Origin of the sequence: Niameybacter massiliensis (assembly GCF_001282685.1) — a bacterium.
GTDB lineage: Bacteria > Bacillota > Clostridia > Lachnospirales > Cellulosilyticaceae > Holtiella > Holtiella tumoricola.
Genome location: NZ_LN875035.1, coordinates 369,340 through 380,000 on the forward strand (window position 1 = coordinate 369,340; position 10,661 = coordinate 380,000).

13 protein-coding genes and 1 pseudogene (1 of these 14 running past the window's edge) are annotated in these 10,661 nt (G+C 34.8%); 3 read left to right on the top strand and 11 right to left on the bottom strand.

Annotation, left to right across the window (positions count from 1 at the left end; all coding sequences use genetic code 11):
- Positions 1-261: 261 nt before the first annotated feature.
- Positions 262-360 (bottom strand): annotated as a pseudogene (locus BN2390_RS22405) (hypothetical protein); the annotation flags it as partial.
- Positions 361-755: 395 nt separating this feature from the next.
- A complete protein-coding gene (locus BN2390_RS07240) occupies positions 756-1,604 on the bottom strand; it encodes an Abi family protein (RefSeq protein WP_082238663.1) in 849 nt (282 codons plus the stop codon).
- Positions 1,605-1,953: 349 nt separating this feature from the next.
- On the opposite strand from BN2390_RS07240, the gene BN2390_RS07245 reads away from it, so the two are divergent.
- Positions 1,954-2,532: a hypothetical protein gene (locus BN2390_RS07245; protein ID WP_053983690.1), complete on the top strand. Its 579-nt coding sequence runs from the start codon at positions 1,954-1,956 to the stop codon at positions 2,530-2,532.
- 50 nt (positions 2,533-2,582) lie between these two features.
- Here BN2390_RS07245 and BN2390_RS21370 read toward each other — a convergent pair whose 3' ends face one another.
- The 4 genes from BN2390_RS21370 to BN2390_RS07260 form a co-directional block, all read right to left on the bottom strand.
- Positions 2,583-2,726, bottom strand: a complete 144-nt coding sequence (locus tag BN2390_RS21370) for a YvrJ family protein (RefSeq protein ID WP_082238665.1) — start codon at positions 2,724-2,726, stop codon at positions 2,583-2,585.
- A gap of 3 nt (positions 2,727-2,729) precedes the next feature.
- Positions 2,730-2,960, bottom strand: a complete 231-nt coding sequence (locus BN2390_RS07250) for a DUF2922 family protein (protein ID WP_053983691.1) — start codon at positions 2,958-2,960, stop codon at positions 2,730-2,732.
- 157 nt (positions 2,961-3,117) lie between these two features.
- On the bottom strand, positions 3,118-3,315 hold the full coding sequence (locus BN2390_RS07255; RefSeq protein ID WP_053983692.1) for a DUF1659 domain-containing protein: 198 nt from the start codon (positions 3,313-3,315) through the stop codon (positions 3,118-3,120).
- 53 nt (positions 3,316-3,368) lie between these two features.
- Positions 3,369-3,938, bottom strand: coding sequence for a sigma-70 family RNA polymerase sigma factor (locus BN2390_RS07260; protein ID WP_053983693.1), 570 nt, complete (start codon positions 3,936-3,938; stop codon positions 3,369-3,371).
- Positions 3,939-4,228: 290 nt separating this feature from the next.
- On the opposite strand from BN2390_RS07260, the gene BN2390_RS07265 reads away from it, so the two are divergent.
- Positions 4,229-5,140 carry a hypothetical protein gene (locus BN2390_RS07265; protein ID WP_053983694.1) on the top strand — a complete coding sequence of 304 codons (912 nt, stop codon included), beginning with the start codon at positions 4,229-4,231 and terminating at the stop codon, positions 5,138-5,140.
- A gap of 612 nt (positions 5,141-5,752) precedes the next feature.
- Positions 5,753-6,484 carry a peptidoglycan recognition protein family protein gene (locus BN2390_RS07270; protein ID WP_242847654.1) on the top strand — a complete coding sequence of 244 codons (732 nt, stop codon included), beginning with the start codon at positions 5,753-5,755 and terminating at the stop codon, positions 6,482-6,484.
- An 80-nt stretch (positions 6,485-6,564) separates the two neighbouring features.
- Here the strand turns inward: BN2390_RS07270 and BN2390_RS07275 are convergent, their stop codons facing one another.
- The 5 genes from BN2390_RS07275 to BN2390_RS07295 form a co-directional block, all read right to left on the bottom strand.
- Positions 6,565-7,848, bottom strand: a complete 1,284-nt coding sequence (locus BN2390_RS07275; protein ID WP_053983695.1) for a sulfatase-like hydrolase/transferase — start codon at positions 7,846-7,848, stop codon at positions 6,565-6,567.
- 48 nt (positions 7,849-7,896) lie between these two features.
- Positions 7,897-8,256 (bottom strand): sensor histidine kinase, encoded by a 360-nt coding sequence (locus BN2390_RS07280; protein WP_198524874.1) that lies wholly within the window; start codon positions 8,254-8,256, stop codon positions 7,897-7,899.
- Positions 8,222-9,127, bottom strand: coding sequence for a sensor histidine kinase (locus BN2390_RS07285; RefSeq protein ID WP_053983697.1), 906 nt, complete (start codon positions 9,125-9,127; stop codon positions 8,222-8,224). Before BN2390_RS07285 ends, BN2390_RS07280 begins: the two co-directional genes overlap by 35 nt.
- A gap of 241 nt (positions 9,128-9,368) precedes the next feature.
- Positions 9,369-9,815, bottom strand: coding sequence for an Hsp20/alpha crystallin family protein (locus tag BN2390_RS07290; RefSeq protein WP_053983698.1), 447 nt, complete (start codon positions 9,813-9,815; stop codon positions 9,369-9,371).
- A 205-nt stretch (positions 9,816-10,020) separates the two neighbouring features.
- Positions 10,021-10,661, bottom strand: the 3' portion of a protein-coding gene (locus BN2390_RS07295; RefSeq protein ID WP_053983699.1) for an alpha-L-fucosidase. It continues 604 nt past the right edge of the window; the window shows 641 of its 1,245 coding nt (coding positions 605-1,245); its start codon lies beyond the right edge, outside the window — the gene reads right to left on this strand; it ends in the stop codon at positions 10,021-10,023.

The window sequence follows — 10,661 nt, forward strand, 5'->3', positions numbered from 1 at the left end:
AAGAGACTTAGTAGTATCTGTTTGTTTATTACCATTTTTTTAAGAATAAAGATATAGATAAATACTCCACCATTTCTTATCTCTAACTGACTGTCTTACTTTAACAACCTAGGCTTATTTGCAATAGGTCTATTATATAATCTTCCTCTATAAGTACAAATATTTCTGATAATAACCAAAACCCGTAATCACTTTTGAATGCTGGTATGCAATATGTGTTCTAGATTCTATCTCAACCACAGTTAATACATAAATCAACGCTTACCTTAGCTCGCCATCAAAATAATAGAACTGCATAATATCTTCTATTCTAATGTCTGGGTTAAACATATCTTGTTTGCGAAATGTCAGCGTATAGCCGCTTAATCTATAGTGGGGCTTGCTTTAAAAGATTTATAACATACTCCTATCCTCAATGATAAGGCCTCTTTCCCTAAGTAACTCTACTTGTTCTTCAAAGCTTTTAAACGGTTTAGCTTCTATCCTGTAAAAAAAACGCTAAAAACAAAAGGCCTATCAGGTTACGCATACAATACATTTAACATGTATCGCATAGGCTTGATAGGATCTGTTGTTTTCATTGTATAGATATTAAATTTACTTATCAAGAAGTAGCTCAATACTATAGGTATCCCTTAAATACGAATCATACCATCCATCAATGATACCTTATTAGTGGCATAGCCTTCACTTGAAAAAAACTTCAATTTGACCAGACAGTACGTTCTCTTAGTCTTACATTTTTTTATCTCTAGTCAATTAGATGGAAAGCCCATTTTTTGTAATATAGTTTCTATCTCTATAGTTTGCAACTTTTTATCTACTTCTTCTATCTCATGCTTCAATGCGAAACAGAATTTGTTGAAGGATGATTTTGATAACATTAACTTAAAAATAATAACAATAGCAAATAGATCATTCTTCCCATAAATAGGGTTATTACCACTATCCATTTGTATTTTTAGCTCAGCATGCATTTTATTAGTTTTAATACTGTTAGCAGCACCATTCTTTTTTACTGCTTTAAAATTATAAATCCTGCTATCATGTACACACTGGTTCCTGAATATTGATAACACAGACAATAAGGCACACATTTCATCAGGGTAAAGCTTAAATTTAATGCCTATAGTGTTCTGGTTAATCTGTTTTAAATTATTATAAAACTTGCTAATAGTCCTTAGAGTTAAAATATTCACCAATACCCATAAAGGTACATATCCTTCTTCAAGCATATAGTGTGAAATCATTGGATTATTATTTGACAATTGTTTAGAAATTTCTCTTTGTATCCCTGTAATTAAATCTGAGACTTCTCCAATTTTTTGAGCTGCTGTTTTCCTTTTTTCATGAGGTTGTACATTTGTATTGAAATTACCAATAGTAAGATAGTTATCAAACCCATACTTTTTAGAAAATTCATACGCCAATGCCGTTTTTACATTATTTTCAATCTCCAAAATATATCTTAAGAACAAGCTTCTCAACTCTCTATCAAAAGAATAAAGAGCGTATATTTCAAAGAAATTTGCTCCTTCTAGATACTTGTCCTCTGCACCCTTATAGGTTCTATCAAGAAATAAATCTTTATATCCATTAATTATATTATAGTTTTAATAATTAAATTACTAGATTGTTATCTGTTCCTTAAAACGCTTAACTATGCACACTTCTTACGAGTATAATTTTGAAAGCTCCATCTTTTTTACTCTTGAATAAACGAATCTCTCGGACTTGATTTTACGCTATTCTATTTAATTAATTTCACTACCGCTTCAACATGGGTTGTATGTGGGAACATGCCTATAAATCTGTTATATTATTAATCTACAAATCAAAATATATTTTTTTTATAAAATTTTCAACATTTTATTGTATTTTATTTAATTTGTATGTATAATTAAGTCATATTAAGAGTTTATCTTATACATTTATAATATGGGGGTATTATTAATGATCTATTTAGCACCTTATGAAGAGTTACGTACTAAGAAAATCTATGTTATTGAACCATTTTTCAACACAACTATTCCTACATTGTTACTTGGACAAGACTGCACACGTATTCGCTTTGAAGATAACTCGGAACAAATCTATCCTGAATCTATTAAAGATGTAATCGATCACTTACTTGCTGCCTATCATATTCCTTCTACCCTTCTCAGAAATCGTGCTTTACGTATGCTTCCTTCTTCAATTCAATCACCTATTCCACTTACTCCAATAGATGTTTTTCTTCCTTATAAAGCACGCGAAGTTCATACTAAAAATAACTGGTGTACGGGTTATATTAATCTTGCAGCATTAAGTGGCTTTAAGGATCTACATACCTTCATTCTTAAAAATGGCCGAGAGATCACACACCTTTCTTCCCTTCAATGCTTAAAATCGAAATTTCAAGCTAGCTATATTTTACATGATCACTTCTTACTTCATGTTTTTCCACATATGCGTTTAGATTTTGAGCCCAACATTGTCGACTATTCTTATACACTAGAGTATCTTACTTCTATTTCTAAAAAGAATAACTAAATACATAGCAAAAAAAAGACCAGTTCTCATTTTCGAGAGCTGGTCTTTTGCTATTCTCTAGATTCTAATACTTGGCTAAGATGTGTAATGGTGTTTGCTAATGTCTCTATTTTGCTTTCAATACGAATAAGTAAGTACATGGACAAGATAATGGGAAAGCCAAAGTTACCAATTTGACTTAAGATTTGTTCCATCTCTTATGCCTCATCAAGATCAATAGCATCCACTTGTTGAATCACATATTTAGCCCCTACGATACTGTTGGCTTGAACATTCTCCCCAATGGCACCACTGCCTAACGCCTTTGTCATGGCTTCTTTTACTTGTGTACCTGAAAGGGTTTCTGCTGGGCTAGAGATGGTGATCAACTCTTCTGTCTTGGCTGGTGTACCAAAGGTAAGAACTAAATTTCTTTTTGTAACTTCCATACTGAGATTCCTCCTAAGTTAGTGTTATTATTTTCTTCTGTTAAAGCATTGTTCCAGGTTAAATTTTTAAGTTTTTATCAATAGCCTACAAACTGTTGTCTCTAAGATGTGCACTCGCTGTAACCTATGTTGCCATTATGTAAGTCGGCTCAATTGGTTAGGCTTCTAGAAGTAATAAGGTTTCTGTGACTTTTGTAACGGATTGGAGTGATTCTGCATTTAAGCTGCCAATAGCTGTGCCTAACGTATGTAAGCTTTCGTCTGTTGCTTGTTTGTTGCAGTGCCCTATAGTTTGTGAGCCTTTTGTAAATTTAAGTGCTACTTTCACTTCTTCTAGTACGCTTCGAATTGCCATATCCATTCCTCCTTGAGTTTAAATGTGTTTTAAGCACCGGTTGCTTATACTTACTATATACACAATAGGTCTGGATTTTCCTCAAAGATTTTCTTAAGTTTTTTGAGAAGATAATATTTCTTACTCGTTAAGGCCTTATAGGACAAGCCTTCAGCCGTTGCCAAGTCATTCAAACTTTTTTCACTAAAGTAAAGCTTAATCATTAATTTTCGTTCTTTTTCACTTAACCTATGTAAAGCCCACTCTATACTTTTTACCACTTCTTTTTGGAGTATTTGTTGCTCAACTTGAACTTGCTCATCTTGTATCCTATCCCAAAAGTTTTCTTCTCTCTCCTCTACAACAAGTACCTCTCTATTCTTACGTCTATAATTACTCCCCCATCTATAGAGCATCACTTTGTAATAGGCCGAGAAAGAAATCTCTTTATCTTGATTGTATGTATCTATGGCTGTACATAAAATCAAATAACTTTCTTGCATCAAATCCTCTACACTATAGTCCACTTCTTTCAGCTTATGTGCCCACTTGGTACAAAGTGGTTCAAAATGTTGCCATAGTTCATAGCTATATAGACTATGATTTTTACTTTTTGTCACTAATTCCTCAATTACTTCATACATGCTTCACCTAATTTTCCGCTGCAGCTTTTGTATTTGCGCACCTTTACTTTACCTCTTATGAAACATCTCGTAAAATTGGGGATTTGTCATTTTCCTTAAGGGTTTTGGCCATTTCTTTAAGGAAAATAGCTTTTCCCTTAAGGATTTTGATGATTTCTTTAAGGAAAATGTGTTTTTCCTAGAGGAAATTGAAATTTAATACTTTTTTAAATTTTTTTAAGGAAAATAGAGATGGATTCTGTATATATAGAGATATAGAAATCAGTTTTTCTCATTTAGGAGGCGATTAGATGAAATCATTAATTTATTACCCAGAGCTTAATCCGTATACAGGCAGCATTACTTCTAGCCTACTTTTTATGCAACTGGAGCATTGGTTTAAAGTAACCCGTGGCAAAACCTTTTATAAATTTCTTGAGCCATGTGAAGCCCCTCAATACGTCACTGGAGACAGTTGGACTGAGGAGCTGAGCTTTGGTAAGACTGAGTTTCGTACAGCTTTTAGTAATATTGGGAAGGTGTATAAATCTAAAAAGGCTTACTTAGAAAGCAAGGATAAATTTGAAGGGAAGTATTATCTGTCTTACTATGATCGTATCAAGCGCCTCACCTACTACGAACGTAATGAGACCTTAGTGAATGGACTTCTTAGAAGTTTAAATCTCTCATCTGGGTATTCACAGACTAAACCTAACAAATCTAATCAAAACACTTCTTCAGATATAGAATCAGATGTACAAAAGTTATTTGAAACTTATTGCCCTAGCTTAAGTACCAAGGTACGTTTTACCCTCACAACCAAAATGCGCTTACATACTTTAGTCAAAGACATCACTGCTAAGGGGCTTAATCTACTAGAGACTTTTAAATCCGTTTTTTGTCAAGTAGAAGCTTCGGACTTCTTGTGTGGTCGGCTCTCTACATCCACTTTCCTAGCATCTCTTAGCTGGATCTTGAAGCCGGACAAGTTCTTTGCCATCTTAGAGGGGAACTATGCACCTTTTGTCTCCTCTATGCCTGACTCTACATTTGCAGCTCCAGCTTTACCAAGCTCTACGACACCTTTTGTAAAACCTACACGTCTTTTCAATCGTATGTACACCCATAATTTTGACATAGAAGCCTTAGAAGCAAGAGAACGTGCTTGGCAAGAAGCCAAATACGAAGCAAAATTGCACAATACCTCTACCGCTATTTTATGATTTTTCACCAAAAATTATTTTTCTTTCAAAAATAGTGAGGAAATTCCAACCCTATTTTGTATATATATAGGTGTAAGGACGAGCTAGCAAACACATCCTAGGCCGTTTGCATCTCCTCCTTCACTCATTCGCTAAATGGAAATGTGTATCTTCTAGTAAGTTCTCCCCCTTCTTACTTTGAGATACAGGTTCCACTTAGCACCCCTACTCTATTCCCTGGTGGTGGCAATCTAAAGTAGAGTTAGGGTAATTGCTTATAGGTTTGATCGGCGTATTGTTGTTTGCTTGACAAGTTGCGTCTACTCCAACCCTTTAGCCTCTTACTAAGCGTCATGCCAACTGCCCTCAACGTGATACATGCATAGCATCCCTTTCACTTAGAGCTACGAGCCCCATGCCCCTTATTCAGTGTCTATAGGTTTGTATCGGATGCCTCTTGGATAGTAAGCCTTAGGCTGGACATGGTATAAGTTTTGCCACAAACAAAAAGCTAACTTAAAACTGCCTATTGTTACAAGGGGGAAGGCAGATTTAGGTTAGCTTTTTGTATTTTAATTTATCAGTTTTATTTGTTAATCTTATCTATCTATTTTACTTTTAAAAGGAGACGTTATGATAAACTTAATGCTTACCCCACACTTTCTCACACCCAACCCTTATAGCCGCCCAGGACTTAAGCTGAGTCACATCCAAAAGCTTGTGGTACATTGGGTAGCCAATCCGAAGACCTCTGCCCTTAATAATCGTAATTACTTTGAAAATCTTAAGTCAGGTACCAGAGGCATCTATGCCAGTAGCCACTACATTGTAGGACTAGATGGAGAAGTCATTCATTGCATCCCAGATAATGAACGTGCCTACCATGCTAAAAATGCCAATACCTATAGCCTTGGCATAGAAGTCTGCCATCCAGACTGGGAGGGACAGTTCTCTCTTCTAACTTATGCCTCCCTTATTCAACTCCTAGCCAAGCTTTGCCATACTTATACCTTAGACCCGAACCAAGATATCCTACGTCATTATGATGTCACTGGCAAAGTCTGCCCCAAGTACTACGTGCAGCATCCTGCTGCTTGGACCAAGCTTAAAAGTGATGTTGTCACTTGCTACCAAGAGGCTTACTTACAGCTCCCAACACTAGATAACACTTCACCGCCTCAGAAGGTAACCACCTCTATCCTTCTTAATGGTACTTTAAGACAAGTCACTGCCTTTATTGCGGATGACCAATACTATGTCAAATTGAGAGATTTAGCCGATGTCTATCTCTTGGTAGACTATGATAGGGAGAAGCATTTGCCTATGCTTTATATCCATCCCAACCTTGTTAAGATAAACTTATAGTCTTCAACCTAAAGAGCCACATATCATTCCTTAAGTTTGATATGTAGCTCTTTTTATTTATATGCTATTACTTACACACTCTATTTTAATAAAGTCCTATCTAATTGTTGCATTAAACATTCTATAATAGGAGCGTAATACCCATCCTCTATTAAATTCTCTAATTCATAAGGATCTTTTTCCATATCAAAAAGGAGATATGGCGTATAATCTGCTGTTCGGACACACAACTTAAACTGTTTATCTCGAATCATTTGCCAGCCTGTATCGGGGCAAATATATTCCGCTACGACAAAGTCTTGGGTAGTCTCCTCTTCCTCACGTAAATATCCCTTAAAGCTTCTACCATCCAACGTGACCTCTGTTGCTTCTTCTGCATAGGCCATTACGGAAGGGAAGATATCTATCCCTGATACGAGAGCATCACTTATTTTATCCTTTAATCCTTTAGGATCCTTTACAATAAAAGGGACACCACAAGATTTCTCATAAGGTAAAGACTTATTCTTCAGTCCATGGCTACCGTGCATATCCCCATGATCGGAGGTAAACACAATGAGAGTGTCCTCTTCTAAGCCTAAGCGCTGTACTTCTTTTAGAATTTCTCCAACCCCATGGTCCACTTGAGTAACCATCCCATTGTAAAGTCTTATATACTCATCCATGTTATTGCCGTAACGTTGATAGTCTGGGCACTCTTCATAAGGTCTCGGACTATAAGGTGAATAGGTTGGTGTGTAAGGATCCACCTCTATATAATCCGGTGTATGTAAAATAGTTTTGCCTTCATAAAGCTTGGCATACTCAGGAAGTGGTTGCTCTGGATAGTGAGGTGCTTGATAGCCTATTACTTGTAAGAAAGGCTTGTGGGTTGCCTTAAGGGCTCTTAAGTTCTCTATAGCTAAATGAGTGGTCACTTCTGTACGATGACCATCGTAGGCTTGTCTCTCACCTTGCTCATTCCAAAAGATAATATCTTTCAAAAAGCCATTATAACATTGATACCCTAAAAAATGTTTGAAGTTTCCTTGTAAGTGTGGCAAAATAGGCTCATTCCCATTTCCTCCTAAATGCCATTTGCCTACAAAGCTTGTCTCATAGCCTAACCTATTAAGTTCTCTAGCCAATGTCTTGGTCTCACTCAGTAAGGGTTGTCCATTATAGTGTACACCATTATGACTGGTATATAAGCCTGTTAAAAGTGTGCCCCTATAAGGGCCACAAATAGGATTATTGGAATAGGCATTTCTAAATAAAACTCCTTCTTCACATAAACGATCTAAATGAGGTGTAAATACCTCTTGATCTAATTTCCCTAGTGCATATTTATGCATTTGATCAGCAAAGATAATAATAAAATTCATAACTTCCTCCCAGTTATAACTTATGTATTTTATAGTATTGTAAATGCTTTATAAATGATAGATGTCTGAAAACTCAATAACACATCTTTCGATATTTGAAGTAATGATTTTTGAGGATTTTAGGGTGTCTGATGCCTCTAGTACTTGTCTAATAGGTAATGAAAAAGTAACTGTAGTCCCTTCATTTAATTGGCTTTGTGCCCAAACATGTCCGCCATGCATTTCTACAAGAGATTTAACCAATGAAAGACCTATCCCACTCCCCTCACATTTTCTTGTCAATGTATTATCTACTTGAGTAAATCGATTAAATATATATTGTAACCTATTTTCTGGAATGCCTACTCCATTATCCGAAACAGCTATTCTTATTTCATGATCTAATTGTTCGATATATACCTGTATCAAAAATAAGCTCAATGGTCTTACCTTCTACATATTCCACCACTGACATTGTAATATCTTCTACTACGCTTACAATATTATGATTTTCTAAATGAATCTCATAATACCCAGCATCTATTTTAGTCATATCAATCAAGTTATTCACTAGCCTTAAAAGACGATTTGAATTTTGTTTAATCGAGTCTACATACTTCTTTAAATAAACGCCTTCCACCATGTTATGGCTATTTTGATCTAAAGACTGATTAAAAAGTTGAGTGGCTGCCTTAATAATTGTAATGGGTGTGCGAAGCTCATGTGAGATATTTGCAAAAAACTCACTTTTTAACTGCTCAAGCTGTAAGGCTTCTTGTAATAACCTTTCTTTTTCTTGAATCTCCTTTTCATGAGTGATATCTTTACCACTACATACAAAGATCACTTCTTCCTTTTCTATATGGCATCCACTCCATTCAATCCATCTATAGTTACCTTCCTTACAGCGATAGCGATTAACAACTTTTTTACATTTTGGTCCATCTACCCTTTGTTTAGAAGCTTGATAGGACATTTCCATATCTTCTGGATGAATAATGTCCTTCCAACTCATATTAAGAAGCTCTTCTTCTGTCCAGCCAAGAATGGTCTTCCAACTGTCACTTACCTTAATAAACTTTCCCATGCTATTAAAAATAGCTATTAAATCTATAGATAAAAATAAAAGTGTTTCTAATTCTTCTTCTCTCTTTTCCCTTTTTTCCAACTCACTTTCAATTTTCTCTATACCTCCATGAGCTTTAACCCATGCTACCATCTGACTACATTGATCTTGTTGCCTGGGTTCTTGGCTAATGGTCATAATAGGATTATTTAATTTCTCAGTTATTTCTTTCATATGTTCTCCTAATTAAAATATATTGGCTAATTCTTAATCCTATTTGTTAAAATATACTCTCTTTTAATATAAAATATTTTTGCACTATTGTAAAATAATTTTCTTCTTAACATACTTCTAGGAAACTTTCTAGCTATTCTACTTGCTTTCTATAAGATCTATAAACAAAAAAAATAACCCCGTACATTTAAATAAAATATACTGGGTTATTCTTAAATACGCTTATAAACCTACTTGTAATCTATTGAATTGTAATACGATGTCTAAGTGGCTTTGCCTCTGTTTGTTTTGGAACAACAATCTTGAGCATTCCTTCTTCTAATTTTGCTTCAATGGCTTGTTCATTAATATCTTTCAAATAAATACTACGGCTCATTGCTGTCATATGTCTCTCTCTATGAATATAGTTAGGCTGTTCCTCATTCACTTCCTCTTGTCTTTTCACACCAATAATCAAGCTCTCATTATGATAATCTATTTGAATATCTTCTTTTTTGATACCTGGCATCTCCGCCTCTATTAAATAGGCACCCTCTATTTCTTTTATATCAACTTTAAAAGTGTCATTTCTTAAATCTCTTAATGGCATAAAACTGTTATTAAAAAAGTCATCGATAGCATTGTAAAAATCAGTTACTCCATTGTTATTTTGTAATCCATTTCTATTAAACGGTGTTAATCCAAACATATCAATTCCTCCTTCAAAAATTTTATGATGTATTAGCACTCTATATATAAGAGTGCTAATTTGTTTACACCATTAATATATTCCTTTCTAATTAATTTGTCAACCCTATTATATAATTATTTTAACAAATTTAAGCGAGATAGAAAATAAAAAAAGAGTAAGCTCTATCTTAGATCTTACTCTTTTCATAACTGCTCTATTTCATCTATTCTAATACGATTTTTGCTACACGTACGACCGTATTCATACCATAACTAAACCCTGTGGCATAAAGACTCATTAAACGCTCGTCAGCATTTTGCATAAATCTTAAAGCTTCATGATTATCTACCCATTCAATGGATTTAATCTTTTGATTCAGACCAATAAAGTTTTTAAGGCCACTTCCTGAACCACCTACTACAACATTGCTATCTCCTGTTACTTTCAAACCATGGATGAAAGCATAAAGTGTGTGATCGTCTACACGTAGTACAAAGTCATGACCTTCACCTGAAATATCATCACAAGGTCTACCTTTGTAAATGGCTTCACCTTCTAACTCAATCCATTGTCCTACAAGTTTGAGCATAGCCCCTTGGATTTCTGGTACTGTACCATCTGGCTCTAATCCAATATTTAAAAGGTAATTGGCACCCATTCTTCTACTATAGCAAAGGGTTTCAATAATTTCAGGTACAGACTTATAGTTAAAGTCATGAGCCCCTACTCCCCAGTGATCATTAAGTGTTTGGCACATTTCAGTCGCTAAATATTTATTTGCTCCATCTTGATTCATACGTGTTGGGCGACCTTGTTCGAAAGTCACACTATCTATTTCTAAATTACCTTTTTCTCCTCTATGAG

Excerpts from the sequence above, each read along its gene's own strand:
- BN2390_RS07270 (WP_242847654.1), top strand. The coding sequence starts at position 5,753 with ATGATAAACTTAATGCTTACCCCACACTTTCTCACACCCAACCCTTAT.
- BN2390_RS07250 (WP_053983691.1), bottom strand. The coding sequence starts at position 2,960 with ATGGAAGTTACAAAAAGAAATTTAGTTCTTACCTTTGGTACACCAGCC.
- BN2390_RS07275 (WP_053983695.1), bottom strand. The coding sequence starts at position 7,848 with ATGAATTTTATTATTATCTTTGCTGATCAAATGCATAAATATGCACTA.
- BN2390_RS07290 (WP_053983698.1), bottom strand. The coding sequence starts at position 9,815 with ATGTTTGGATTAACACCGTTTAATAGAAATGGATTACAAAATAACAAT.
- BN2390_RS07245 (WP_053983690.1), top strand. The coding sequence starts at position 1,954 with ATGATCTATTTAGCACCTTATGAAGAGTTACGTACTAAGAAAATCTAT.
- BN2390_RS21370 (WP_082238665.1), bottom strand. The coding sequence starts at position 2,726 with ATGGAACAAATCTTAAGTCAAATTGGTAACTTTGGCTTTCCCATTATC.
- BN2390_RS07285 (WP_053983697.1), bottom strand. The coding sequence starts at position 9,127 with ATGAAAGAAATAACTGAGAAATTAAATAATCCTATTATGACCATTAGC.
- BN2390_RS07265 (WP_053983694.1), top strand. The coding sequence starts at position 4,229 with ATGAAATCATTAATTTATTACCCAGAGCTTAATCCGTATACAGGCAGC.
- BN2390_RS07255 (WP_053983692.1), bottom strand. The coding sequence starts at position 3,315 with ATGGCAATTCGAAGCGTACTAGAAGAAGTGAAAGTAGCACTTAAATTT.
- BN2390_RS07260 (WP_053983693.1), bottom strand. The coding sequence starts at position 3,938 with ATGTATGAAGTAATTGAGGAATTAGTGACAAAAAGTAAAAATCATAGT.